General features: G+C 44.9%; 23 protein-coding genes and 1 tRNA gene. 8 read left to right on the top strand and 16 right to left on the bottom strand.

What is annotated here, in order from left to right; genetic code table 11:
• Positions 1 to 40: 40 nt before the first annotated feature.
• The 3 genes from OCU35_RS04560 to OCU35_RS04550 all read right to left on the bottom strand — a co-directional run bounded on the left by OCU35_RS04560 (position 41) and on the right by OCU35_RS04550 (position 1503).
• Positions 41 to 116, bottom strand: a tRNA-Arg gene (locus OCU35_RS04560).
• Positions 117 to 195: 79 nt separating this feature from the next.
• Positions 196 to 750, bottom strand: coding sequence for an RNA polymerase sigma factor SigZ (sigZ, locus tag OCU35_RS04555; RefSeq protein ID WP_261825726.1), 555 nt, complete (start codon positions 748 to 750; stop codon positions 196 to 198).
• A 54-nt stretch (positions 751 to 804) separates the two neighbouring features.
• Positions 805 to 1503, bottom strand: coding sequence for a glutathione S-transferase family protein (locus tag OCU35_RS04550; RefSeq protein ID WP_261825725.1), 699 nt, complete (start codon positions 1501 to 1503; stop codon positions 805 to 807).
• Between the two features lie 238 nt (positions 1504 to 1741).
• On the opposite strand from OCU35_RS04550, the gene OCU35_RS04545 reads away from it, so the two are divergent.
• Entirely contained in the window at positions 1742 to 2329 is a 588-nt protein-coding gene (locus OCU35_RS04545) for a YhgN family NAAT transporter (protein ID WP_017027760.1), read from the top strand.
• Between the two features lie 120 nt (positions 2330 to 2449).
• Positions 2450 to 3553, top strand: coding sequence for an alkene reductase (locus tag OCU35_RS04540; protein ID WP_261825724.1), 1104 nt, complete (start codon positions 2450 to 2452; stop codon positions 3551 to 3553).
• 66 nt (positions 3554 to 3619) lie between these two features.
• Here OCU35_RS04540 and OCU35_RS04535 read toward each other — a convergent pair whose 3' ends face one another.
• The 3 genes from OCU35_RS04535 to OCU35_RS04525 form a co-directional block, all read right to left on the bottom strand.
• Complete coding sequence (locus OCU35_RS04535) at positions 3620 to 4744, bottom strand: M20 family metallopeptidase (protein WP_261825723.1); 1125 nt, start codon at positions 4742 to 4744, stop codon at positions 3620 to 3622.
• 66 nt (positions 4745 to 4810) lie between these two features.
• Positions 4811 to 6178, bottom strand: a complete 1368-nt coding sequence (gene dcuC, locus OCU35_RS04530; RefSeq protein ID WP_017027757.1) for an anaerobic C4-dicarboxylate transporter DcuC — start codon at positions 6176 to 6178, stop codon at positions 4811 to 4813.
• Positions 6179 to 6448: 270 nt separating this feature from the next.
• Positions 6449 to 6895, bottom strand: a complete 447-nt coding sequence (locus OCU35_RS04525; protein WP_261825722.1) for a low molecular weight protein-tyrosine-phosphatase — start codon at positions 6893 to 6895, stop codon at positions 6449 to 6451.
• 170 nt (positions 6896 to 7065) lie between these two features.
• On the opposite strand from OCU35_RS04525, the gene cobO reads away from it, so the two are divergent.
• On the top strand, positions 7066 to 7662 hold the full coding sequence (gene cobO / locus OCU35_RS04520) for a cob(I)yrinic acid a,c-diamide adenosyltransferase (RefSeq protein WP_065598480.1): 597 nt from the start codon (positions 7066 to 7068) through the stop codon (positions 7660 to 7662).
• A 31-nt stretch (positions 7663 to 7693) separates the two neighbouring features.
• Here cobO and OCU35_RS04515 read toward each other — a convergent pair whose 3' ends face one another.
• From OCU35_RS04515 to apbC, 4 genes are all read right to left on the bottom strand, one after another.
• A complete protein-coding gene (locus tag OCU35_RS04515; RefSeq protein WP_261825721.1) occupies positions 7694 to 8383 on the bottom strand; it encodes an aspartate/glutamate racemase family protein in 690 nt (229 codons plus the stop codon).
• A gap of 15 nt (positions 8384 to 8398) precedes the next feature.
• Positions 8399 to 10732, bottom strand: a complete 2334-nt coding sequence (locus OCU35_RS04510) for an AsmA family protein (RefSeq protein ID WP_261825720.1) — start codon at positions 10730 to 10732, stop codon at positions 8399 to 8401.
• A gap of 209 nt (positions 10733 to 10941) precedes the next feature.
• Positions 10942 to 11583 carry a uridine kinase gene (gene udk, locus OCU35_RS04505; RefSeq protein WP_017027752.1) on the bottom strand — a complete coding sequence of 214 codons (642 nt, stop codon included), beginning with the start codon at positions 11581 to 11583 and terminating at the stop codon, positions 10942 to 10944.
• Positions 11584 to 11726: 143 nt separating this feature from the next.
• On the bottom strand, positions 11727 to 12800 hold the full coding sequence (gene apbC / locus OCU35_RS04500) for an iron-sulfur cluster carrier protein ApbC (protein WP_261825719.1): 1074 nt from the start codon (positions 12798 to 12800) through the stop codon (positions 11727 to 11729).
• A 239-nt stretch (positions 12801 to 13039) separates the two neighbouring features.
• Here apbC and metG point away from each other — a divergent pair, with 239 nt between their 5' ends.
• A complete protein-coding gene (gene metG, locus OCU35_RS04495; protein WP_026012843.1) occupies positions 13040 to 15091 on the top strand; it encodes a methionine--tRNA ligase in 2052 nt (683 codons plus the stop codon).
• Between the two features lie 216 nt (positions 15092 to 15307).
• Positions 15308 to 16123, top strand: coding sequence for a hypothetical protein (locus OCU35_RS04490; protein ID WP_261825718.1), 816 nt, complete (start codon positions 15308 to 15310; stop codon positions 16121 to 16123).
• On the opposite strand, the gene mlc is transcribed toward OCU35_RS04490, so the two are convergent.
• The 3 genes from mlc to cydH form a co-directional block, all read right to left on the bottom strand.
• Positions 16120 to 17334: a sugar metabolism global transcriptional regulator Mlc gene (gene mlc, locus OCU35_RS04485; protein WP_261825717.1), complete on the bottom strand. Its 1215-nt coding sequence runs from the start codon at positions 17332 to 17334 to the stop codon at positions 16120 to 16122. The genes OCU35_RS04490 and mlc overlap by 4 nt on opposite strands.
• Before the next feature lie 98 nt (positions 17335 to 17432).
• Entirely contained in the window at positions 17433 to 18602 is a 1170-nt protein-coding gene (locus OCU35_RS04480) for a patatin-like phospholipase family protein (RefSeq protein WP_261825716.1), read from the bottom strand.
• Positions 18603 to 18619: 17 nt separating this feature from the next.
• Positions 18620 to 18709, bottom strand: coding sequence for a cytochrome bd-I oxidase subunit CydH (cydH, locus tag OCU35_RS19210; RefSeq protein ID WP_107504252.1), 90 nt, complete (start codon positions 18707 to 18709; stop codon positions 18620 to 18622).
• 225 nt (positions 18710 to 18934) lie between these two features.
• Between cydH and OCU35_RS04475 the strand changes: the two genes are divergently transcribed.
• From OCU35_RS04475 to OCU35_RS04465, 3 genes are all read left to right on the top strand, one after another.
• Positions 18935 to 19522 carry an outer membrane beta-barrel protein gene (locus tag OCU35_RS04475; RefSeq protein ID WP_017027746.1) on the top strand — a complete coding sequence of 196 codons (588 nt, stop codon included), beginning with the start codon at positions 18935 to 18937 and terminating at the stop codon, positions 19520 to 19522.
• Between the two features lie 455 nt (positions 19523 to 19977).
• Positions 19978 to 21447 carry a sodium-dependent transporter gene (locus tag OCU35_RS04470; RefSeq protein ID WP_017027745.1) on the top strand — a complete coding sequence of 490 codons (1470 nt, stop codon included), beginning with the start codon at positions 19978 to 19980 and terminating at the stop codon, positions 21445 to 21447.
• 2 nt (positions 21448 to 21449) lie between these two features.
• Positions 21450 to 21542, top strand: coding sequence for a MetS family NSS transporter small subunit (locus tag OCU35_RS04465; protein WP_261825715.1), 93 nt, complete (start codon positions 21450 to 21452; stop codon positions 21540 to 21542).
• Positions 21543 to 21642: 100 nt separating this feature from the next.
• On the opposite strand, the gene OCU35_RS04460 is transcribed toward OCU35_RS04465, so the two are convergent.
• The 3 genes from OCU35_RS04460 to OCU35_RS04450 all read right to left on the bottom strand — a co-directional run bounded on the left by OCU35_RS04460 (position 21643) and on the right by OCU35_RS04450 (position 24935).
• Complete coding sequence (locus tag OCU35_RS04460; RefSeq protein ID WP_017027743.1) at positions 21643 to 22062, bottom strand: hypothetical protein; 420 nt, start codon at positions 22060 to 22062, stop codon at positions 21643 to 21645.
• Between the two features lie 227 nt (positions 22063 to 22289).
• Positions 22290 to 23723, bottom strand: coding sequence for a PTS glucose transporter subunit IIBC (gene ptsG, locus OCU35_RS04455; RefSeq protein WP_261825714.1), 1434 nt, complete (start codon positions 23721 to 23723; stop codon positions 22290 to 22292).
• Between the two features lie 441 nt (positions 23724 to 24164).
• On the bottom strand, positions 24165 to 24935 hold the full coding sequence (locus OCU35_RS04450; protein WP_102367144.1) for a TatD family hydrolase: 771 nt from the start codon (positions 24933 to 24935) through the stop codon (positions 24165 to 24167).
• Positions 24936 to 24998 lie beyond the last annotated feature (63 nt).

Below are 24998 nucleotides of genomic sequence, written 5' to 3'. Positions count from 1 at the left end.
GTATTAGGGTTTAGGCAAGGCTAGGGGAAATGAGGAAAAGTGGCGTCCCCTACAGGATTCGAACCTGTGTCTAAGGCTTAGGAGGCCCTTGTTCTATCCAGCTGAACTAAGGGGACGTAACAATATGTTTACCATAGCTTTTCTATGGCAACAATCCTAAGTCTTTCGGATGGTGCTTTTTTATTCAATCAAAGGCTAACACTTTGAACACGATCGTGAACGCGCTCCATTCTTGGTATGAATATCGACGAGCTCCCCCTGCTCATTGACTGAGAAGTCGCAGCATTGGTTGAAGACCTCAAATAAAAGCTTTCGCCCCTTTTGTACTCGTGATTTTAGCGTTGAGTAAGCCACACCTATCTGCTGGGCGTACTCTTTTTGCGATAGTCCTTCTATCTCGATAGCAGTCAGCAGTTTTGCCTCTTCTTCAGGTAAGGCTTGAATGAAGGGATGTACACAATGGGTCATCTGTTGATAGAGGCTCTCCTCGATATTTTCATACCAAAGATCATCAGGGTTGAAGTTGTCTTTTCTAGCTCTCGCTCGGTAAAAATCAATGATTGCTCGATTCGCTACCTGAAAAAGCCACGGCTTTAGCTTGTTCACATCTTCAATGCGATGCAAATTTTGGTGGGTCTTTAGCATGATATCTTGTAGCAGATCATCAACATCATCGGCATTTGAAACATTCTTCAATAAAAACGCCTTGAGGCTCGCCTGATATTCAGACCAAATAGCTTCTATCTTCATTGTCATCCTTTATGCATCAAAGCCCCTTTATAAGAGGCTTTGTCTACTTTGTTTTTAGCAGCAGCTAGTCTGTGTGCCGCACCCTTTTGGCTGAACAATATTTTGATTGTCTGCAAGATAGGTGTTGTTTAAGTAAAAGGCCTTAAATGCCGTTTCAAAGTCTTCTGACACCGTCTGCTCAACCAATCCCGAATTCAGCACGTTCCTTTGCCATGCCTGAGTCTTGGGTAAACCGCAAAAAAAATCGTAGCCGCTGTGTTGTTTGATAATATGCGCTCTATGCAGCAAAGGCAGCCATGCGATATCAATATTGCTTAATTGGTTTGATTTAAAAAAGGCGAAATCAGAGTCCAACTTTGCCTCTACCTTGTTAAATGCCGCGATTAGCTTTTCAGAGCGTTGCTCTAAGATGTCCGCACTCTTGCTACTCATTGCTCCACATTGAGGAAGATAATGCTTTGTACCTAAATAACTCCATGCTCTATCTAGCGCACGCTGCTCATTGCTCACATTCTCTTCAAGTGGGCCATATTCATCTTCTATATATTCAACGATAGCATCAGACTCAAACAATGCCGTACCCGACTCCGTAATCAATACAGGAACCTGTCCATTAGGAGAAAGGTCTAAAAACCACTGTGGCTTGTCCTTAAGACTAATGTATTCAATCTCAAACGGAATGCCTTTGGCCGCTAGAGCACCTGTCACTCGTTGAACAAAAGGGCAGATTTTAAAACTGACAATCTTTAACATGTTTTACTCTCTTAATAGTTATCTAACCTCTATAAGACGGAGTGGGTAAGGAAAAGACGACAACTATCTGAGCTTTTTTCTGAAACTAGCCTCTTATTTAAGCTAACTATCTGACAAAACAAGGACTATTCTTCTGTACAGGTAGACACATCTTGTTTCATAATCTCGGCCTTCTAAAGCAAAATGTGATCGCAAAAGGTCAACAGGGCCTAATCGACCCCAGCTATCAGGACATTGAATGGATACTATATCAGCCGCTGTGATGCTATTTCTTATCATGGACCCTATGGGCAACCTGCCCATCTTTACGTCATTACTAAAACATATTGATAAGAAACGACGTCGCCTAGTATTGATTCGTGAGCTAGTGATAGCGCTCGTGGTAATGTTCCTATTCCTATTCGCAGGCGAACAGATCCTCACCTTCCTTGGATTGGATAAAGAAGCCGTATCCATTTCTGGGGCTATCATTCTATTTTTGATCAGTCTAAAAATGATTTTTCCGCCAGAGGGTGGCCTTGGTGCGAGCTTAGGGGCAGGTGAAGAACCTCTGATAGTACCGCTGGCTATTCCTATGATGGCTGGCCCCTCTATCATTGCGACCTTAATCCTACTTGCTCACCAAGATCCACACCGCATGATGGATTGGTCGTTAGCTCTGGTTGGTGCTTGGTTGGCCTCTGCTGTGATCTTAATGTTCTCAGAGCTATTCCAGCGTATCGTTGGCGAAAAGGGCCTAAAGGCTGTTGAGCGACTAATGGGAATGCTACTGCTAATGATCGCGGTTCAGATGTTCTTGAACGGCATTGAGAGCTACCTCGGTTAACCTCTAAACCAAATCGATTATTGCAAAATGAGTAAAAGTATTTTGCTCATTTTGCGGTTTAAGACAATAGTGCGCGCTGATAGTCTAGCCTCAGTTTCCAATCCATTAAGGAATTGACCCATGACTTCAGCACTATTTGAACCTATCAAACTTGGCAACATCACCCTCAAGAACCGCATTGTAATGCCTCCAATGACTCGCTCTAGAGCGTCTCAACCAGGCGATGTTGCAAATGAGATGATGGCAACCTATTACGGTCAGCGCTCTCAAGCCGGCCTCATCATCTCTGAAGGCACTCAGATCTCGCCTATGGGCAAAGGCTATGCTTGGACTCCAGGTATCTATAGCAAAGAACAAATTGCTGGTTGGAAAAAGGTTACCACTGCAGTACATGGCAATGGTGGAAAGATCTTCGCTCAGCTTTGGCACGTAGGTCGCGTCACCCACCCAGATAATATTAATGGCAACCAGCCTATCTCTTCTTCAGCAATCAAGGCTGAGAACGTTAAGGTATTCATCGATAATGGTTCAGATGAGCCGGGTTTTGTGGATGTGGTTGAGCCAAGAGAAATGACCACTGCAGATATCAAAGATGTAATCGCCGAGTTTCATCAAGCAGCGTTAAATGCACTAGAAGCGGGCTTTGATGGCATCGAGCTTCACGCAGCCAATGGTTACCTAATCAATCAATTTATCGATTCTGAGTCGAATAACCGAACCGATGAATACGGTGGCAGTCTAGAGAACCGCTTACGCTTTTTGGACGAAGTAGTGACAACACTGGTTGATGCTATTGGAGCAGACCGTGTAGGCGTGCGCCTCGCACCGCTGACAACCCTAAATGGTACAGTGGATGCAAACCCAGAGCATACGTACACCGAAGCGGCTAAGCTATTGAACTCGCATAATATTGCCTACCTACACATTGCAGAGGTGGACTGGGACGACGCCCCTGATACCCCTAAGGCGTTTAAGCTTGCGCTGCGCGAGGCGTTCAAGAATACCTTGATCTACGCTGGTCGCTATAAAGCCGACACTGGCGCAAAAGCAGTCGAAGAAGGATTGGCAGATATGATCGGATTTGGCCGACCATTTGTGGCAAACCCTGATCTGCCAGAGAGAATTCAAATCGGTGCACCGCTAGCACAGCACGATCCAAATACCTTGTTTGGCGGCGGTGAAAAAGGACTCACTGATTACCCGACGTTCAGTCAAGGGAAATAACAAAAAGCCCCTATTGCCACTGCTCTTTCGAGTCACAGCAATAGGGGCTTTTTCCAAATTTAGTCTTTATAAACGATTAAGTACGTTTACTAATAGGTCGAGCCTTGGCTTGATAGAATCAATCAGAAGATACTCTTTATCCGAGTGAAGACCAGCGCCAGACGGCCCAAAACCATCCAGAGTTGGCGTGCCTACGTTGGCGGTAAAGTTACCATCTGATCCGCCACCTGCGTTCTCCCAGCCGTAAACAAGATTCAGTTTATCTGCCTCAGCACTCACCAGTTCAATCATCTCTTCCGTCGCAGCAGTGGGAATCATAGCGGGTTTAAAGGCCAATCGCTTAACCTCCACGCGTGCGCCTTCCTCAAACGGTGTTGCTGCCATCTGTTCTAGTTTTTGATGGATAGTTTCTGCTTCTTCATTATTCCAGAAGCGTAAGTCGACAATCGCCTTAGCGTGATCAGGAACCACATTAACAGCCACTCCCCCTTCAACCGTACCCACGTTCATTGTGGTGCCCGTCTCTAGGTTCACCATATCTTTAATAGCCAATGACCAGTGGCTTAGCTCGTAAATAGCCGACACGCCATCTTGCAGCGCCGAGCCTGCGTGGGAGGCAACGCCATGAAAGGTCAGCTCATATTTTGCATTACCTTTACGAGAGCGGATCAGGTTACCGTTTGCTCGCGAGGCCTCACACACTAGCACTTTATTACTCTTACGGGCTAAAGACTCCACCCACTCTCGAGAATATCGCGAACCAATCTCTTCATCGCTGTTCAGCGCAACAAGAATAGAAAGCTTATCTCTTTGTTCCGAAGACAGCATTTGCAGTGCATACCATGCGCTTAGGATCCCCGACTTCATATCCGTCACACCAGGGCCATAGATCTTCTCACTATCAAAAGTAAAGGGACGCGTCGCTATTGTGCCATCGGGAAATACCGTATCCATATGCCCACAAAGCATGACATCGTAACGCTCAGCATTGGGCTTATTGGTGATTTCTAGACAAGGGCCTGCATCGCTATCAACGCTACGTCTTGTAACGTTAAACCCTATTTGCTCAAACATAAGAGTCAGCACATCCGCTACGTTAGCGATGCCCTGCACGTTCGCACTGCCACAATCTATATTAACCAGCTTGGAAAGCTGCTCAATATAGGTATTTACGTCAAAAGAAACTGTCATGATACACCTCGAGAGAGCTCTCTAATTGAGAGTAGAGAGCTTATTTGAATTGATTACGCTGTCAGATTACGCCGCCATAGGTACAAGGAAAATGGTACCAATAATAACGGTGGCAAGACCACACATAACGGGAACAAAGGTACGCTTTACCACCTCAAATGGGCTGATATTACCCATACCAGAGGTTGCTACAATAACACCAGAAACAGGAGAGATTGTGCGGCCTAAGTTAGAAGCTTGAAGCATTGGGATAATAAGGAACGCTGGGTTAATACCCATTTTACCCGCTAACGCTGGAGCCAGTTCAACAAACGCATAGAATGGCGCATTACCAGAACCGGTAGCGATGGCTGCGGCAACTGTTAGCCCCGTCAGCAATAGCATTAGAGCAATCGCGCCTGCACCTGCGTTATCCGCTAGGTGAATCAGGTTATCGATAGCGCCAATAGACATTAGGCCTTGAGCAAATACACCGGCAGCCACCAGTAGCATTACCACGCCTTTAAACGCATCAGCCATACCCGCATAGCAAGATTCAAGATCTTCAAGGGTTTGCTTACCGTCAAAGCGCTTCACCACGTAATCTACTACAGCGCCGATAAAGATAGACAGTACAACGATGGTATAGATATCTAGCGAGAGGCCAGGAATCGTGCGTCCGTTGAACAAGAACACACCTAGGATTGGCAAGAACGGCAAAATGGCATAGAACGCAGGGGCATTCACTTCCATCTCTGAAAGGTCTAGCTTCTCCATTGGCGTATTTTGCTTTTTATCTAGATATTTGTTCCAGAAGTAAGCCGCAACCGCCATAACCGCGATAGCACTGATAGAAACTGGCAATACCGTTTGGAAAGCAAAGATATCTAATGCCATGCCCGATTTTTCAGCGGCAATAACCACGTCACCAGAAGTAGGAGACAAGATGATCGCAGCAGGCGATGCACACACAGCAACAGCGGCTGGACGTGAAATACCCATCGCCGTCATCATAGGGAACAAAGTCGCCATCAATAGCACACCAAGCCCTGTTGCAGAACTTACTGCCAAAGACATCAAACACGCCACGATATAAGCCGCTACCAATAAAATGTAAGGCGATTTGATGAACGAAAGAGGTTTAGAAAACTGCTTTACCACCACATTGTTTGCGCCAATGTGTGTCATGTAAGAAGCGAAACCACACAGCAACATGATCTGCAGTCCTAGACCACCCCCACGGTACTGAAGCATATACTTCACAAACTCAAGTGCATCCGTAAAGGTATTCCCCGTTGATGCAACCTTAGCAGGCAATACAGTGTGACCTAGCAGACCAGTAATAATAAGGAGTGTAAGGCCAGCGGTCAGCAGCACACCTGCTGCTCGATAACCTTTAATAATGAAATAGCCGACGATTACTGTGGCGACCAATCCAATGAGAAGTTCTAACATGTCGATAAACCTTGCTAATGTTCAAATTATCGACGCAAGTTAGCAGAGGCATTGCATTTAAAAGGGGATATAAATCAACTTTTGATACACTTTTAGCGATCAAATTTACATTTGGTTACATTCGTGAGTCGTATCAATTTTTCATTGCTTTCAACTACAGTAAATTCAACCCGCTGATTACATAATAAAAACAAATTGCTCCCACTTATACATCATCCCTGTTGCAAAAGGGAAACCTACTCCGGCTTCCCCTATTACCATCAGAGCAAGTTACAACTGAGAAAGTATTTTGTCGCTGCCACTTTCTATGAGATCAAGCACACGTTCAAACCCTTGTTCACCACCATAATAAGGATCGGGAATTTCATCAGTCTCTAGGTCTGCACCTTTAAGAAACAAAGCCAATTTGTATTGATACTCGCTAGGACAGATACCTTGAAGGTCTGCGAGGTTTTGTTTGTCCGCTGCCAGTATTTGGTCAAAGTAATAGAAATCTTCTTGCGTTACACCTCGAGCTCGTTTTCTACCAAAGGAATAGCCCCTGCTCCGCGCTGCCGCCTCTGCACGACTGTCCGGCTTTTCTCCATGGTGATAATCAATGGTGCCTGCCGATTCTACCTCAATCAATAAGCCGTTATTTTCGGCTCTCGTTCGCAGCACGGCCTCTGCAGTTGGACTGCGGCAAATGTTTCCCATACACACAACCAAAATCTTCATTGCGATCAATCCTTCTTTTATCAGTAGAACTATGTTTATCATAGCCTTAACTCGGGATCAGCAAGTCTCAATACCGAGTATTTTTAACCATTGGCAGAATGCTCTATTAACACCATCATTCTGTGTCGCAGTTATGACGGCAATATGTCAGCAATGTAACGGGAAGGACAATGACTCAACAACAGGATCGCCACCAGCAACGTCAGCAAAAGCTAAAAGAAAAAGTCGATGAGAAGATAGCTGCGGCTACGGAAGAAAAAGGGCTAGTGTTGGTCATAACCGGTAACGGAAAAGGAAAGTCCACATCAGGCTTTGGCACTGTGGCTCGCGCTGTAGGACACGGTTTTAGCTGTGGCGTGGCGCAGTTTATCAAGGGCACTTGGGATAACGGCGAACGAAACCTTTTAGAGCAGCATGGAGTGACATTTCATGTAATGGCGACAGGCTTTACTTGGGAAACACAAAACAAAGAGGCAGATACTGAAGCCGCACAACTGGTATGGCAAGAATGCAAAAAGATGCTGCAAGACCCAAGTCTCGACGTGGTGCTGCTCGATGAGCTTACCTATATGGTCAGCTTTGATTATATAGATTTGGACGAAGTGATTAACGCCATTGAACAGCGCCCAACCCAGCAATCTGTGGTCATCACAGGTCGTGGAGCGCACCGCTCGCTAATTGAATTGGCTGATACGGTATCAGAGGTGCGTAATGTTAAGCACGCCTTCGATTCTGGCATCATGGCTCGCAAAGGTATTGATTGGTAGGTAAGAGTGCGCTCTATTGATTTCTGCTCTTTTAGGTCAGGGACCACTCTACTGCGGAAGAAGCGTGAATCAGCGTGGTATCAAACAAGGGGACATCTGTGTGTTCCTTGTTAACCAGCAGCCCAATCTCTGTGCAGCCGAGAATCACGCCTTCGGCTCCTCGAGATTTTAAGTCTGTAATTATATCAAGATAGATCTGACGAGATTCAGGCAAGATCTTACCTTGGCACAATTCATCATAGATGATCGTATGGATCTGTTTGCGCTGCTCTTCATTGGGCACTAATACACAAATAGCCTGATCAGTCAGTCGCTGCTTATAAAAGTCTTGCTCCATGGTGAAGGCGGTACCCAGCAATGCAACCTTATCGATATTTTCTTGCTTAAGGGTTCGCGCGGTCGCATCCGCAATGTGGAGTAGAGGAATTGAGATAACCTGCTCAATATCCTCTGCCACCTTATGCATGGTATTCGTGCAGATCACAATCGCTTCTGCACCTGCGGTTTGCAATGAAAGTGCAGCTCTAGACAAAATCTTAGCCGCTTGCTTCCACTCTCCTTCTCGCTGAAGCTTTTCTATTTCGGCGAAGTTGACGCTATACAGCACGAGCTTCGCCGAATTTAGACCACCTAGGTGCTGCTTTACTTGAGTATTTAACAGCTGATAGTAGGTCTGAGTGGACTCCCAACTCATTCCTCCTATTAAACCTAAGGTTTTCATTGTCATTTGCCTCGATTAGAACAATTTTTTCAGCAATGAATCCGTGATGTTCTTAGTCTCTTCATCACTGGCTTTATCACCCAGTAGTTTTTTCAAACCGCGCTCAGTTTCTTTTCTAGCTTTCTCTTCAAGCTTCTTCTTATTGCGTTCGATCTCTTGCTGCTGCAGGGCCGCCAAGTCTAAGCTCACTTTAGGGCTCGCCCAACTTCCCTGTATACGCAATGGAATAGTCAAATCGGTCAGATCATCAATGTCTTTACCGCCCTGCCCTTCAAGAGAACCCACTACCGAGGTCTTCGCTAAGATATCCATGGTCTCTTTTAGGTAGTTCGCATCACCACTCGCTTTGATGCGCAATAAAGGTGACTGTACCGACACACCAGACAGTGTTGCCACCCCTTTATTCAGCTTAACCACTGCATTCATAGCGCTAAAGTCTGTTTTCTTGGCCTCAGTTTCCTTTGGCACTTCTTCACCCTTGAACTTGGCATAGTTAGTACGAATAATTTGCGCCACATTAATGCCATTGATCGCACCATCTGCAAACTTGACCTGTATGGTGCCGGCTAAGTGCTTCTTCAGTTCATCCGGGATAAGGCTTTTACCCTTCAGGTCTATATCGATATTACCCGTGCCTTCAAGAGTGTTGTTATCCGCTACATCCACCAGTAAAGGGCCAACCTTTACGTTCTTAACCGCTGCATCGATGTCGTAGCTCGCAACAGGCTGCTTCGCATTGACTACGGCTTTGGCATTGATACTGCCTTGGTAAAGCCTTGCTTTTAAAGAACGCAGGTTAAACACGCCACCTTTAATGGCAATATCCGCAAAGGCATTTTGCATCTTAGCGTTACTGGCCTGCAGCTTATCAATGGTGATATTACCTGCAACATCTACTGTCTTCAGTACAGATAAATCCGGTTCTTGTGCTGCCTGTGGTGTTTGATTTGATGATCCTGACGATGCCTTTTCTGCTGTCGCAGGCTGCGTCGAATCTGCACCTGTCCATTCATCAACATTGATGTTCGGACTATGTAGCTTAAAGCGAACCTTGGGAATATCCGCTAACACAACGCTAGTAGTGCCATCAAATTGCAGGTCGTTGGCAGCCAGCTTGTTTAGAATTAGCGACAATTTATTCTTGGTAAGATCAAATTCGATGTTCGAGTTGATATCTAAATTGATAGGGTTTTGCGGTAGCGCGTCTCCTGCTACTTTACCTTTCACGTCAAAGCCATTGATATTGACCTTGGAAATCGCCTCATCAACCAACAGACTCCCCATCATTGTAATATTGCTATCCATACCCGCAGCATTACCAATTACGGCTAACTGAAAACCACCTGGTTCTCCAAACCTAAATGACGACATACCCAGCCTAACGGTTTCGATATCCAAATCTTTACCCTTTAGTGGAGTTTCTAAAGCAAGATCTTTAATACCAAAGGTCGCGAGGTCTTTTTCCAGCTGAGCTTTTACTGTGCTGGTAAGATCAAATTCGTTGCCCGCAGCATTACCTTTAGCCAGCAAGGATATATTTGCCCACGCACCCAATTTGAACTCATCCACTTTCAATTCAAAGCTGGCAAGATCAAAGTCAGGTTGTGAGAAGCTTCCGCCGACTTCAATGTCTTTAACTTGGTAATCGGTAAATTCTGCATTGGTTTTTGCGTTCGCTTTACCGGATAGTGCGAATTTCTGTTGGTTGTTTACCCCAGAGAAGCTAAAGCTTACTGGTGTCCATTGGTCAAATTTAAAGTTAGCCACCTGCAGGTTGACGTTCTCCAGCTTGGTATACAACTTAGCCTGGTCGTCTTTGATCTCAAGAAAGGCATTTTCAATGTTTGCCCCTTCAAGTGAGATAGTCCATGGTTCTGCGGGTGCATCGGTAGTTGCGGTCTCAGTGCTTGTCTCAGTAGTGGACTCAGTAGCGACTGATTCGTCAGTTGCTTGTTGAGATCCCGTTAAGGCATCGAGGTTACTGCTGCCATCGACGTGAGTTTCCATATAGAACTCAGCGCCAACCAAGGTGACATTTCCTACTCTTAGCTCTTTATCTAGCAATGGCAGAACGGAGATATCCAAGCCGACTTGGTCGACTTTTAACATGTTAGGGGCACTAAACCCTTCCGGGTTACTTAGCGTGGTTTTACCAAGAGAGAATCCAATAGAGGGAAAGAACTGCCAACCAATATCCCCTTCAATGGTTAAATCAAGGTTGGTCTGCTTCTTAGTTTGCTCCACCAGCATGGGTTTAAATTGATTGGGGTCGACAAATACTAGCAAGGCGACGACGGCTAATACGACCAACACGATTGGTGTGATGATAAATAGTGACAGCTTTTTCATCTTTTCTTCCCTGTAACCTGATTTTTCTATGCGCTTGCTGGGTTTGGCAAACGTTAGATACAAAAAATGGCACATCCGTGCCATTTAATTCTTAACCAAAACTTGCCACTTGTATGTAACGTCAGCCTAAAAAATACTGTGCTTATTCTTTAGGTGTAATGAAACCGTGTGTGCCAAGTCTATTAAAGCGACAACTAGTCAGTAAATTACTAAGATTTCAATAATTTAGCAATATGTGCTTTTAATACATCAATCGCGATACGGTTTTTACCACCACGTGGAACAATGATGTCGGCGTATTGCTTTGACGGCTCAATAAACTGCATAAACATTGGGCGCACTGTTTTTTGGTATTGGTTCAGTACGGACTCCATAGTGCGGCCACGTTCTTCAACATCACGCTTCACACGGCGTAGCAAACAAATATCCAAAGGAGTGTCCATAAATACGCTTGCATGCATGATCTTGCGAAGACGAGGGTCTGTTAGTAGCAAGATACCTTCAAGGATAATAACTTTTTTAGGTGTCATGGTTTTCGTGTTGCTAGTGCGAGTATGCTCTGTATAGCTGTACTCTGGCACTTCAACCGCATGGCCATCAGCCAGTTGCTGAAGATGCTCACACAATAGATCGTGATCCAATGCCTTTGGATGGTCGTAGTTGGTCTTTACGCGCTCTTCCATGCTCAAATGACTTTGGTCATTGTAGTATCTGTCTTCCGTGATTACACCGATTTGATCTGGGCCTACCTTTGCACGCAGCTCGTTATAGATAGTACTAGCAATAAGGCTCTTACCGGACGCCGATGCACCCGCGATGCCGACGATGACACATTGATTATTTTCAGACATTTACTGATCCTAACGAAAAACAGAATTTAAACCGTGTAATTATAGGGATTGATAAACTTTGATACCAGAAATAAGCTCATAATCCCTGAAGGTTGGGCATAATTTAGTCAGCCATTAGCAAATGCGGTACACAATGCGCACAATTATTTTACTTCAACAAAACTGATGCGTTCAGGCTGGGGTTTACCGTGCCAAAATAAGCGACTCACCACTTGTTCTGCCAGTTGTAAATAACCTTGCGCTTGCTCTGCTGATTCAGGGTTTACCACAGAAGGCACCCCCATATCGATGTCTCGGCGAACGTTAAGGTGCAATGGCAATTGACCCAATACTGATATCCCCTTTTCTGCGGCTAATTTCACCGCGCCACCACTGCCAAAGATGTCTTCATGTGAGCCACAATTGCTACACACGTGATAGCTCATGTTCTCGATAAGCCCTAATACTCCAACCTCGGCTTTCTCAAACATGGCGATACCTTTTATTGCATCTGCCAGCGCCAAGTCTTGCGGTGTTGTCACCACTAATGCACTGGTTAATGGTATCTCTTGAGAAAGGGTCAGCTGCAGATCGCCCGTGCCCGGTGGCATATCGATAATCAGATAATCCAACTCTGGCCATTGCGTTTCTTTAAGCAGTTGCATCAACGCCTTCGAAGCCATAGGGCCACGCCAAACCGCTGCATCATCACTTGAAATCAAATAGCCAATGGATTGAGTAAAAACGCCGTGCGCTTCTAACGGTTTCATCCACTTATTGTCGATGATTTCTAAGTTTTTGCCCTTAGTACCGAACATCAACGGAATAGAAGGACCGTACACATCAGCGTCCAGCACGCCTACCTTAGCGCCTTGCTTGGCGATAGCCAGAGCCAGATTTGCGGTAGTGGTGGATTTGCCCACTCCGCCCTTTGCCGATGTCACGGCAATGATATTTTTAATGCTGGTTAGGCTACTGACAACCTTGCTCTCAAGCGGGCGTACTCGGGCTGAAACATAAAACGTGTACTCATCCCATTCAGTTGGAGCATCGTGCTGTGATATCCAATCGCCAACCGCTTGCGTTAAAGACTCCACCAAAAAGGGGATCTCTACATCAATCGCTTTGTCCTTTTCGTCTACGGTCACCACGCCTTGAGTCGCCGTCCACTCACTCACAAGTAACGGATGCTGAAATTGATTCAACCAAGCGTGAAGACCCTGTATTTCTTTATTCATTGATGCGTCCTTTTCTAGTTATGAATACATCTTAGCGCTAATATCGCGCTGAATTAACAGGATTCTTCCACCTATAACAAATTATCGACATATACGCGGTTATTTTCAGCAATTACCTAGGTTTCCTTACTTGTTACTAGGTAAACACAATGCAATTTATCCGTGAGATCCTTTTCGTTATTGCTAGCTTACGGTAGTATAAGCGCCTACAAATTTAACCTATCTGCGAAAAGTTAAGTATGACTACTGAATTAAGAAAAATGCTCGTCACTTGTGCGCTACCGTATGCCAATGGTTCAATCCATTTAGGCCATATGCTTGAGCACATCCAAGCTGATATCTGGGTGCGTTACCAACGCCTACGTGGTAACACGGTAAACTTTGTGTGTGCCGATGATGCGCACGGTACCCCTATCATGCTTAAAGCCCAGCAGATGGGAATTTCGCCAGAAGACATGATCGCAGCGGTAAGCGAAGAGCATCAAAAAGACTTCGCAGGTTTTGACATCAGCTTTGATAACTATCACAGCACTCACAGTGAAGAGAACCGTGAGCTGGCGTCTAACATCTACCTTGAGCTTAAGAAGAATGGCTTTATCTCTAGCCGTACTATCTCGCAGCTGTTTGACCCAGAAAAAGAAATGTTCCTACCGGATCGCTTCGTTAAAGGCACCTGCCCTAAGTGTAAGTCTGAGGACCAATACGGCGACAACTGTGACAACTGTGGTGAGACCTACAGCCCAACAGAGCTTATTAATCCTAAGTCTGCGGTATCTGGTGCGACTCCAGTAATGAAAGACTCAGAGCACTTCTTCTTCGACCTTCCGCAGTTTGAAAGCATGCTAAAAGAGTGGACTCGCTCTGGCTCTTTACAAAGCGAAACCGCGAACAAGATGCAAGAGTGGTTTGAATCAGGCCTGCAACAGTGGGATATTTCTCGCGATGCACCTTACTTTGGTTTTGAAATCCCAGGCGAGAAGAATAAGTTTTTCTACGTATGGCTTGACGCACCTGTGGGTTACATGGCGTCTTTCAAGAACCTTTGTAGCAAGCGTGATGACCTAGATTTCGAAGAATACTGGAAGAAAGACAGCACCACTGAGCTGTATCACTTCATCGGTAAAGACATCGTTTACTTCCACAGCCTATTCTGGCCAGCCATGCTAGAAGGCGCAGGTTTCCGTAAGCCAAACAATGTTTTTGTGCACGGCTACGTAACGGTAAACGGCGCAAAAATGTCTAAATCTAAAGGCACCTTCATTAAAGCGAGCACTTACCTAGATCACCTAGATCCAGAGTGTCTGCGCTACTACTACGCGGCTAAGCTAAACAGTCGTATTGATGACCTAGACCTTAACCTTGAAGACTTCACTCAGCGTGTAAACTCTGATGTTGTAAACAAGATCGTTAACCTAGCGTCTCGTAATGCTGGCTTCATCACCAAGCGCTTTGAAGGCAAGCTGTCTCAAGACTTTGCTGAGCCAGCGCTATACAAAGAGTTTGCTGACGCCGCTGACCGTATTGCAGAGCTGTACGAAACTCGCGAATTTAGCCGAGCTATACGCGAAATCACTGCACTGGCAGATAAAGCAAACCAATACGTTGATGAAAAAGCACCTTGGGTTGTTGCTAAGCAAGAAGGCCAAGACAAAGAGCTTCAAGACATCTGTTCTGTGGGCATTAACCTGTTCCGTGTGCTAATGGCTTACTTGAAACCTGTTATGCCAGAGCTTGCAGCTCGCACTGAAGGCTTCTTGAATCAAGAGTTGACTTGGGAAGGTGTCGCAACGCCTTTGACTGATCACGAGATCAGCAAGTTCAAAGCGCTATTTAACCGTGTTGACCCTAAAAAGGTAGAAGCAATGGTTGAAGCATCGAAAGAAGATGCGGCAGCTGAAGCAGCGGCCAAAGAACAAGCAGAGCAAGCTAAAAACGAAACTGAGCTGACTAAAGAGCCAATCGCTGATGAAATCGAGTTCGATGATTTTGCCAAGGTTGACCTGCGCATCGCTAAGATCGTTGAGTGTGAATCTGTGCCTAAAGCGAACAAATTACTAAGACTGGTACTGGATCTTGGTGGTGAAACTCGTCAAGTATTTGCTGGCATCAAATCAGCCTATCAGCCAGAAGACCTCATTGGTAAGCACACCGTAATGGTAGCAAACCTTAAACCTCGTAAAATGAAGTTTGGTATGTCTGAAGGTATGGTATTGGCAGCTGGCCCTGGTGGTAAAGATCTTTGGATCTTAGAGCCTCACGAAGGTGCACAGCCAGGCATGCGCGTAATGTAAACGCCGTACTGTCACAAAGTGGTTCAATACTAAAATACCGGCCTTAATGGCCGGTATTTTTTTGCGCCAAACCAGTGCAATATCGCCCTCAAGTAACGCAACTTAATTCACACTTCATATGCGACTCGCTGTTTTTATTGACGAAAGCGCACAAAATCACTCTGGCATAGATACTGCATTACACTTATTTGGCTCGTAGCTTTTAGGGAGTAAGTTATGTTCATGATTATTGCAGCCAGTCTCAGCGCTATCATCGTGCTCTATTTATTGATGCGACACGGCAGGCAATCCAAACTCAATGACAATCGCTATCGGTTAGTGTGCGAACTGCGCAGCGTTGCCGAGCAACTGCGCGAGCACAGGCACCTTGCCCACACTCATCTTAGCTTTGAACCTATACCCGATAACCATACCGTTGAGATTGAGAAAAACATCAGTAACTCACTGCTCTTCCTCGTCGAAAAAAGCTTTGTTAATGACCGTCCAATGTTTCGTCTTTTGATGAAACAGATACAAACCTTGTTGTTTGAATGGCGCGATATGACGCCATCTAAGGGCCAAATGAGCCACGGTAAAGCCATACGCGCTACCTTGTACCTCATTGATGAAATTGTGCTAACTTGGTTGGTAGAGTCCGATCAGGTGGAATTGAGTGAACAATATTCACGGCAGTGGAGCCACGTCATTGATTCATTGGAGGCATTGACCCAGTTTAGAATGCTGGTGAGTGATTCTAGAGATGAGCTGCAGTGTGAGCGTCTGAACCTGAAGGCACAGGTACTGCTGCGTAAAATAAATCGATTGAGCTTACTGTCACCCTTGGGCGTACATGCTCCGAGTACCAGTCAGGCGGCAAGACAATTGACTGAAATCATCTCTGCCCATGGTCATATAGAAGAGCTGGATGAACGAGAACTTTATCAGCTAACAAGTACGTTATCACTGACCATATTTAAAGTGTATGACCAGATATTAATTGAGCTTAGTGAGCAGATTAATCAGCCTTTGCCAGCTAAAGAGGTTAAGGCCTAGCCCTCGACCACTTTCATCAAGAGTACACCATCATATAGGGCTTGCTTAATCAAGGCGGCACCCGGCATGGTGGCATTCTTGATAAAACGACTTGGTACAATTTCTAAGTCTTGACGATAGATAGGCAGGCTTTGCTCCTGCACGCAGCGTTCAATCTCAGGCAAGATGATGCCTTTGGCTACGTTGATGTCGCCACCAATAAGCACCTTCTCTGGGTTAAACATATTCACCACCAAAGACACCGCCATACCTAGACGCTTTGCTAGCTGTATGATGATCTTCAGAGCTACTTCATCGCCATTATTGGCCGCCATACAGATATTGATGACCGATAGGGTTTCTAGCTCTAAACTGGTTTCATCACCGGCGGCTATGGCTTCTTGGGCCTGGCGAAGCAGCGCATGAGAGCTGGCTACCGTTTCCAAGCAGCCTCTATTACCACAGTGGCAAGGGTAACCATTCGGATCGACTTGGATATGGCCAAGCTCACCTACGTTCCCCAAGCGACCCTGAAGGACTTTGTCCTCAAGGATAATCCCTGCACCAATACCATTGTGAATAGAGATCAGCACAGAGTTCTTGTTCTGCTGAGAGTTACCAAATAACTTTTCAGCCAGTGCCCATGCACGCGTATCGTTGGCAATAAATACAGGCAAGCCTGTCGCTTTATACAACGCAGGGCCAAGCTCAAGATACTTCACATCAAAGTGAGGCATCTGCAACACTAAACCACTTTCAGAGTGAACAAGACCCGGTAGGGTAATCGCAATACTGGTCATGCGCTCTAGTACTGCTCCCTTGTCTTCGAAGAACTGAGTAATCTCAGACAACAGACGCTCAAGCATCTCATCTTGATGACGCTCTTCAATATCGATGTACTTTTCAGTGATCACCTCGCCGCCTAATTCATGCAGTGCGATGGTTAAGTAACCTCGGCCTAGACGAAGCGATAAGAACTGCCAACCTTCATTATTGGTTTGCAATCCAACAGCAGGGCGACCACGACTTGTCGCCTCTTGCACAACCGTCTCATGGATAAGATGGGCATCGATAAGCTCGCGGGTGATCTTAGTGATACTCGCTGGTGCAAGAGCGCTCAGCTTAGATAGGTCGATTCGGGAGATGGGACCAAATTGATCAATTAGTTGATACACCTTGCCGGCGTTAATCTGTTTAATATGGTCAATGTGGCTTGGTTGAGCCGTGTACATAGAATTTCTCCCCAATCGTGAGGTTCTATTTTTTTACAGCTCGAAGTAAATGTGAAGCACTGTTATCTCAAGGCGTGAGCATGCTCACCCATTGAATGCTAATTAACGCGTGCGCCTTTCTTTATCTTTCTTTTTCGAGTGCTCTGATACTCATCAATGAAGCGATATCCCGAGTTTAATCCCTGCTGATAGTCAAAGAGTAGGTCCTCGGTACTGCTCATCAGCGACGAACTGCGCAGAGGTTCTTCTGGGATGATCTGCATCACGTAGCAGTCTTCAGGTGGGTTAGAGATAAATTCTTGAGTCAACGCATAGGTTTGATAGTGCACCATTAGCATATCGGCTAACCCTGCATCGAGTCGATTGCCTAGCAAATGAGACAATCGATAGACGTTGTCCGCCCCGAATAACCATCGACCTCCATTGAGTAGCTCTAAACGCGACATGGGTTTTCCAGATCCGCTTTGACCCACTCTCTCATCGATAAAGTCTTCAATACTCTTTTTGCCTTGATCGAGCTTGTCGTTCCAAAAGCTTTGAATATTGTCTATCGGACTGCGATACCAGACCTCTTTGTCATGCGCCTGCGCAGACTCTGCTCCTTCTTGCCCTGTAAGCAAAGGGTGTTCTGGTAACTCGGTTCGAATTACCACAATACTGCGAGCGCCTTGCCTCCAAGCTTCTTGAACCGGTACCGACGCTGAGACCCCCCCATCCACAAATTCCTTACCTGCTACAGAAATGGGCCTAGATACAAGGTTAGGTATCGCGCACGTTGCCCGTATAACATCTAGCCAATCGGTCGCAAGCATAGGGAGATAGTCATCGTGGAAATTGTCTGCTCGTGTCACTGCAGCAAAGGCCTCTCTTCCAACGAGCATTTCTTTCCCCATATCAATATCGAGTTTATAAGGAGGAGAACAAATCTTACCGAGCGCCCAATCGAGCCCAATATAATGTTTTTGCCTGATAAAACTGAAAAGATTGAAAAAACGATCGTCAGTGGTGAGGTCTAAAAGGAATGATTTGCCGATTTCGGGTTGCCGGCAGAGGTACGCACAAAGGTTGAGCGCGCCAGCAGAGGTGCCATAGAAGGTGTTAAATGGGTCAAAATTGGAATACAAGAAGGCATCTAAAACACCGGCGGTGAAGATACTACGTTGTCCTCCTCCCTGTGCAACTAGCGCATTTTTGCCATTAATATACTCAGCAAACATCTCTTGCTTGTATAAGGCATTGTTACCCCAAACTAACCCACTATTGTCCATTTATTCACCAAATGAAATTAGCTAAACACCGCCACTAATCCATAAGCGATAAGTATTGCAAAGATTGAGGTTACTATTGTTATGGTAAATTTCAGATCGGTACTCATTCTCTCACCTTATAGATATTCGACAGTCCCTAAAGATAATAATACCTAGGGTTAACATAAGTTTTAGCATTCCTCAGTTTACCTCTCAAGACTTAGCGAAAAGCCGTGCAGAATTATGCAGTTACTGTCACAATTACAACTACGTAACTTAGTCGCTACATTAGCGAGAGTGTCGATCGTTGACACTAAGTAAACATGCTCTAGATTGACAAGGATGACAATACTATGAACAGAAAGACCCTCACCCTATTGGTACTAGCCTGTGGTTATCCTGCTGTATCTCAAGCAAACATCCACATTACCCCTATGGTTGGCTACAGCATGGGTGGTTCGTTTGATACCGAAGAGAATGGCAGTTTTGATATCAAGGAAGCCGTCAACTACAACATTGCGATTGAAACTAATGTCGATGCAGGGCGCTTAGGCTTACTCTATTCTCAACAAGACTCTTCAATTGAAGACGTTAATCTTGATACCACACTGCGCTACTTGCACTTTCAAAGTGCCGTCTTTTATCCATCAGGAGACAAGTGGAACTCCTACATAGGTCTGAGTTTGGGTGGAACACAAATAGATGTTCAGGGCGCAAGCAATGAATACAAATTCTCTGCAGGCTTCTATGGCGGTGTCGAATACAAATTCACTGACAGTTTTGCTCTGCAAGGACAGGTTCGCTACTTAGGAACCTTGGTTGATGGGGATTCCATTACGGTATGTAACTCTTCTAGCGATGGTACAAGCTGTAAGTATGCGTTCTCCGGTGACTGGATGAGCCAAGTTCAAGCCAACCTAGGCTTTAGATTTAGCTTCTAAATCGACACATAATCACAACAATATATTAACGAGCGAGAGATCCTTGGTTTTTCGCTCTTAAATTAACATTTAGTCATATCCTCTAACTTAAAGCATTTATTTAATTGATGACAACGGTCAGAAAGTCATTTGCAGTACAATCCATTAATAAGCTCCCTATCACCAGCAATTCTGCGATCATTCTTCCCATATATGAGCCTTATTATATCTTGCCAGACAGAATATCTCACGGTAACCTGCCGTTATGACCCAGAATATTCTACTAGTTTTAGAGTCTGGGCAGTAAATTCTTAAAAATAAACCACTACTTATTAAGCGTTGAACCAGAACTAATGACTACCTTATCGCATTGATGCGAGGTGATTATTTTATACACTCTGGTTATTTAAGCAAAAGAGACTCTTAACTCTCAATTAATATTTGCAACTCTTCATAAGTAATTACAAGGAGTAATTATGAAACGAGAACAATGGGGTTCCCGTACCGGATTTATCTTAGCCGCAGTAGGCTCAGCAATCGGTCTAGGTAATATATGGCGCTTCCCGTATATGGCCTACGAAAATGGCGGTGGCGCATTCTTTATCCCTTACCTTTTCGCCATGTTAACGGCCGGTATTCCATTTATGATTATGGAATTCAAGCTGGGTCAAAAATATCGTGGTTCTGCACCTGCAGCACTTCGCTCTGTCAATCCAAAGTTTGAATGGTTGGGCTGGTTCCAAGTTGGTATTGCAGCATGTATCGCTGTTTACTACGTTGCTGTTATCGGTTGGTCGATCTCATACCTTGGCATGTCTTTCAATCAGGGTTGGGGAACCGACACTAACGCCTTCTTCTTCAGCGAGTACTTGAACCTAGGTGATAACTCACCGTCTAACCTTGGCTCTATCCAATGGAAGATTGCGGGCACCATGCTTCTAGCTTGGGCTATCACCTATTCAGCCATTGCAGGTGGTGTTAAGTCTGGTATCGAACGCGCAGCTAAAATCATGATGCCAGTATTGTTCATCATGGTATTAGTGCTAATCGGTCGCACTATCTTCCTACCGGGTGCACTTAACGGCATCAACTACCTGTTTGAACCAGATTTCAGTAAGATCATGGATCTTAAGGTGTGGGCAGCGGCTTACGGTCAGATTTTCTTCACCCTAAGTATCGGCTTTGCAATCATGCTTGCTTACTCTAGCTACCTGCCAGAGAAATCAGACATCAATAACAACGCCTTTATGACGGTATTGATTAACTGTGGCTTCTCTATCCTTGCGGGTATCATGATCTTCTCTGTATTAGGCTTCATGGCACATGAACAAGGTAAAGAGCTCACAGACGTGGTTTCTGCTGGTGTAGGTCTTGCCTTCGTTACATTGCCTGCGGCAATCAACGAGCTACCTGCTCCTTATATCCTAGGTCCACTACTGTTCCTAGCACTGACTATTGCTGGTTTAAGCTCGCACATATCAATCATTGAAGCGGTAACATCGGCAATCATTGATAAGTTTAAGCTAGAACGTAAAAAAGCAGCGACATTGGTGTGTGGTATTGGCGCGATAGTCTCTCTAGCGTTTGCTACCAACGGTGGTTTGCTACTGCTAGACCTTGTTGACTACTTCACTAACCAGATTGGTATCGTACTAAGCTGCTTCATCGAAGTTCTGTTGATTGTATGGATTGTTAAGACCGCAACGATTCGCAACTATGTAAACTCAGTCTCTGATTTCCAAATTGGCGTTTGGTTTGATGTTTGCTTGAAGTTTGTAAGCCCAGCAATTCTAGCGCTAACACTATTCAACACATTGAAAGCAACCCTAACAGACGGTTACGGCGGCTACGCACAATCTGATCTGCTACTACTAGGTTGGGGACTACTCGCTCTTCTCGTTATCATTGGTGTAGCGATTAACGTACTAAGCAAAAAGGAAGCGTAATTATGACGACTAGCGCAATCATTATGATGGTTCTTGGCCTTGGGATTACTTGGGGTGGCGCAGCCATCTGTATCCGTAAGGCAATGAAAAAGTAGCAATAAAAACGAGTAGCTGACAGTTTAAAGCTGTCAGCTATCAGTAATGAAAAAGCCGACATAGTTTATGTCGGCTTTCTTGTATCTGTTTGCATAAAAATTAGAAGCGGTAAGTCACACCTATTGCGGCACCAAATTTAAGCTTCGATTTGTCTTGAATCTGCCATTCTGGTGCAACCTGTCCAAAGGCATTCCAATTTGGCGCGAAGTTCCAATCCAAGCCTAGCGGTACTCGAAGACCCCAATCGTCATCCCATTCGTACCAGCCACCAGCCCCGACATACCAATCAAAAGGAACATCTTGAGAAAAGCTGCCTTTGGCAAAATGGTAATCAAACGCCATTCCATCATTGCCTACAGTTAAGTTAAATCTGTCTTCAAATTTAACTACCGCACTTAGGCCCTGATCAAACGCCATACCTACTTTAACATTAGTAGGACCGGCTGCTTTCGCTGCTCCAACATAGGTTGCTACCCCAGTAAGAACTGCCGTGACCAATGCTAACTTCCCAATATTCACTTTATGTATCCTTGATTATGTGTAACTTCGCGAATTTTAACCTTATTTTAGCGCTCTTTGTCAGCGATATGTGATGAAATCTGTAAAAGTGCGTTTCGTAACACATTTTTATTTCTAGTAACACATTCAGCCCTTGTATACCAAGGGTGATTAGAGCATCGCAGTTTGTTCAAGATCAAAAAAAGGAGGCCTAAGCCTCCTTTTTGTATCATGGTTATATGTGGATATTAACCGTTGTTACGAATCCACTCGTCCATGTCTGTTTTAAGGTTGTCAGACTTAGTACCGAAGATAGCCTGTACACCACCTGAAACAACAACTACACCCGCTGCGCCAAGTTGCTTAAGCTTATCTTGGTCAACGTTATCAGTGTCAGCCACTGCTACACGTAGACGTGTAATACAAGCATCAAGACCTGTGATGTTCGCTTTGCCACCGAATGCAGCAACAAGCTCGCCTGCTAGTTCAGAACCAGTTGCAACTGAAGCTGCTTCTTCTGTTTCGTCTTCACGACCAGGAGTTTTAAGGTCCATAGCAGTGATAACAGCGCGGAATACGAAGTAGTAGATTGCAGCGTAACCAAGACCAACAGCAACCATTAGACCCATCTTCTGAGCATTACCAGAAAGAACGATGAAGTCGATTAGACCGTGTGAGAATGATGTACCGTGTACAAAGCCTAGTACGTTAGAAACAACGTATGCAGAACCAGCTAGTAGTGCGTGAATTCCGTAAAGTACAGGAGCAACGAATAGGAATGAGAATTCGATTGGCTCAGTGATACCTGTTAGGAAAGAAGTCAACGCAGCAGAAAGCATGATACCCATTACTTTAGCGCGGTTTTCAGGCTTAGCACAGTGTGCAATAGCGATTGCAGCAGCTGGTAGACCGAACATCTTGAACATGTAACCGCCAGCAAGTTGACCGAAGCCATTACCTGCAGCACGAGATGCTTCATCAGCAACTAGGTAACAAGTTAGAACACCGTTTTGAGCTACGCCGTTTCCGTCAACACAAGAACCTGCTTCGAAGAAGAAAGGTACGTTCCAAACGTGGTGAAGACCGAATGGGATTAGTGAACGCTCAACGATACCGTAGATACCAAATGCTAGCTCAGGGTTTTGTTCAGCTGCCCAGTGTGAAAATGCACCGATTGCAGAACCGATTGGTGGCCATACGATAGAAAGTAGGATACCAAGACCAATAGATAGGAAACCAGTGATGATTGGCACAGCACGCTTACCAGCGAAGAAGCCAAGGTACTCTGGAAGTTGGATGCGGAAGAAACGTGCAAATGACCATGCAGCAACACCACCGACTAGGATACCACCTAGAACACCAGTATCGATTTTCTCAACGCCCATAACACCAGCCATAACGCTAAGTGTTGCAGTCATGATGCCGTAACCAACGATAGCAGCTAGACCTGCTACACCGTCGTTATCTGTAAAGCCAAGTGCCACACCAACAGCAAATAGCAGAGCCATTTGACCGAATACTGAGCCACCCGCTTGTTCCATTAAGTTAGATACAACGTCTGGAATGAAACCAAGGTCAGCGGCGCCGACACCTAGTAGAATACCTGCAACTGGAAGTACTGATACTGGTAGCATCAGAGACTTACCAACTTTCTGCAAGTTCGCAAAAAGGTTCTTAAACATGTTTATGCTCCTGAAAGATTATTAGTATTTTGTCGGGTCCCATCGACTTACCCCCGTAGTCCGAATGATGGTTCCCATCGAAGAAATGTAACCTCTACGATTATATTTTTCGTCTCTAAATATATATTGATGCGCCTCAACTTTCCTCACTGACTAAAATCTAAGTTTTCAAAAGCCGTTATGGATCACATTCGACAACACGAACAATAAACAAACAAATGCATCCTAAGTAACTGTATTTAAATAAAAAAACTACATTAAAAATGACGTTATTCACTAATGTACGCGCTTTCAAGTACTTATTTTTTATACGGAAACTTACTACAACAGCTATGTGAAGTCGATTTTAAACACATAACATAATAAACAACACATATGGTAATTATGCTAAGTTATCGCATCATTTTAGACCAAAGAGGTGAAATACGCACAAAAACTAACTTAGCGACGCAAAAAAAGATCGGCGAAATTTTGCGTAGTTTTTTCCGCTACCTGACCTAATGAAATGCCTTTTAGCTGCGCAATATAGCTTGCAACTTCAACTACATAGGCAGGTTGATTCTCTTTTCCTCGGTGAGGCACTGGCGCCAAATACGGAGAATCTGTTTCAATAAGCAAACGTTCTAGAGGTAATTTTTTAACAACCTCTTTTAATTCAATAGCTTGACGAAAAGTCACGATCCCTGACACTGAAATGTAGAATCCGAGTTCCATCGCAGCTTCTGCAAATGACTGGTCTTCAGTAAAACAGTGGATAACCCCACCGCACTTTTCTGCCCCACCGTCACGCAATATTGCGAGTGTCTCTGCTCGTGCCTGTCGCGTATGGATAATCAAAGGCTTGTTTACTTCAACCGCTAGCTCAACTTGTTGTTCAAATCGTTCGATCTGTAAGTTCTTGGTCTCTGGCTTGTAATGAAAATCAAGACCGGTCTCACCAATCGCTACTACCTTTTCATGTCGAGCAAAAGAAGCAAGCTGTTCAAGGTCAAATGCGCTCTCCACATCAAGAGGATGAACCCCTGCAGAAGCATGAACCTGTGGAAAGGGAGTAATGAGCTCGATCATCTTTGGAAAAGCGTCAAGGGTCACTCCAACCGATAACAGTTGCTTGACGTTTGCTGCTTTCGCTTTAGCAATGACGTCGGCTACACCAGTGTGCAAGTCTTGATAATTCAGCTTATCAAGATGGCAATGAGAATCTACAAACATATAACACCTATAAAAAAACGCGCTATGCGCGCGCCTTGTAAACAATAATTTTAACTAGTACGA

This window comes from Vibrio breoganii, from assembly GCF_024346795.1.
GTDB classification, from domain to species: Bacteria; Pseudomonadota; Gammaproteobacteria; order Enterobacterales; family Vibrionaceae; genus Vibrio; species Vibrio breoganii.
The sequence above is the reverse complement of the archived record's forward strand: the minus strand, read 5'-3'. Positions and strand labels throughout refer to the sequence as shown.

Bases quoted from the DNA above. Each gene is read 5' to 3' on its own strand.
- OCU35_RS04490 (WP_261825718.1), top strand. From the start codon at position 15,308: ATGTTCATGATTATTGCAGCCAGTCTCAGCGCTATCATCGTGCTCTAT.
- OCU35_RS04535 (WP_261825723.1), bottom strand. From the start codon at position 4,744: ATGACAGTTTCTTTTGACGTAAATACCTATATTGAGCAGCTTTCCAAG.
- udk (WP_017027752.1), bottom strand. From the start codon at position 11,583: ATGTCTGAAAATAATCAATGTGTCATCGTCGGCATCGCGGGTGCATCG.
- apbC (WP_261825719.1), bottom strand. From the start codon at position 12,800: ATGAATAAAGAAATACAGGGTCTTCACGCTTGGTTGAATCAATTTCAG.
- OCU35_RS04515 (WP_261825721.1), bottom strand. From the start codon at position 8,383: ATGAAAACCTTAGGTTTAATAGGAGGAATGAGTTGGGAGTCCACTCAG.
- OCU35_RS04545 (WP_017027760.1), top strand. From the start codon at position 1,742: ATGGATACTATATCAGCCGCTGTGATGCTATTTCTTATCATGGACCCT.
- sigZ (WP_261825726.1), bottom strand. From the start codon at position 750: ATGAAGATAGAAGCTATTTGGTCTGAATATCAGGCGAGCCTCAAGGCG.
- OCU35_RS04475 (WP_017027746.1), top strand. From the start codon at position 18,935: ATGAACAGAAAGACCCTCACCCTATTGGTACTAGCCTGTGGTTATCCT.
- OCU35_RS04510 (WP_261825720.1), bottom strand. From the start codon at position 10,732: ATGAAAAAGCTGTCACTATTTATCATCACACCAATCGTGTTGGTCGTA.
- OCU35_RS04470 (WP_017027745.1), top strand. From the start codon at position 19,978: ATGAAACGAGAACAATGGGGTTCCCGTACCGGATTTATCTTAGCCGCA.
- metG (WP_026012843.1), top strand. From the start codon at position 13,040: ATGACTACTGAATTAAGAAAAATGCTCGTCACTTGTGCGCTACCGTAT.
- cobO (WP_065598480.1), top strand. From the start codon at position 7,066: ATGACTCAACAACAGGATCGCCACCAGCAACGTCAGCAAAAGCTAAAA.
- OCU35_RS04540 (WP_261825724.1), top strand. From the start codon at position 2,450: ATGACTTCAGCACTATTTGAACCTATCAAACTTGGCAACATCACCCTC.
- OCU35_RS04550 (WP_261825725.1), bottom strand. From the start codon at position 1,503: ATGTTAAAGATTGTCAGTTTTAAAATCTGCCCTTTTGTTCAACGAGTG.
- ptsG (WP_261825714.1), bottom strand. From the start codon at position 23,723: ATGTTTAAGAACCTTTTTGCGAACTTGCAGAAAGTTGGTAAGTCTCTG.
- OCU35_RS04465 (WP_261825715.1), top strand. From the start codon at position 21,450: ATGACGACTAGCGCAATCATTATGATGGTTCTTGGCCTTGGGATTACT.
- OCU35_RS04525 (WP_261825722.1), bottom strand. From the start codon at position 6,895: ATGAAGATTTTGGTTGTGTGTATGGGAAACATTTGCCGCAGTCCAACT.
- mlc (WP_261825717.1), bottom strand. From the start codon at position 17,334: ATGTACACGGCTCAACCAAGCCACATTGACCATATTAAACAGATTAAC.
- cydH (WP_107504252.1), bottom strand. From the start codon at position 18,709: ATGAGTACCGATCTGAAATTTACCATAACAATAGTAACCTCAATCTTT.
- dcuC (WP_017027757.1), bottom strand. From the start codon at position 6,178: ATGTTAGAACTTCTCATTGGATTGGTCGCCACAGTAATCGTCGGCTAT.
- OCU35_RS04480 (WP_261825716.1), bottom strand. From the start codon at position 18,602: ATGGACAATAGTGGGTTAGTTTGGGGTAACAATGCCTTATACAAGCAA.
- OCU35_RS04450 (WP_102367144.1), bottom strand. From the start codon at position 24,935: ATGTTTGTAGATTCTCATTGCCATCTTGATAAGCTGAATTATCAAGAC.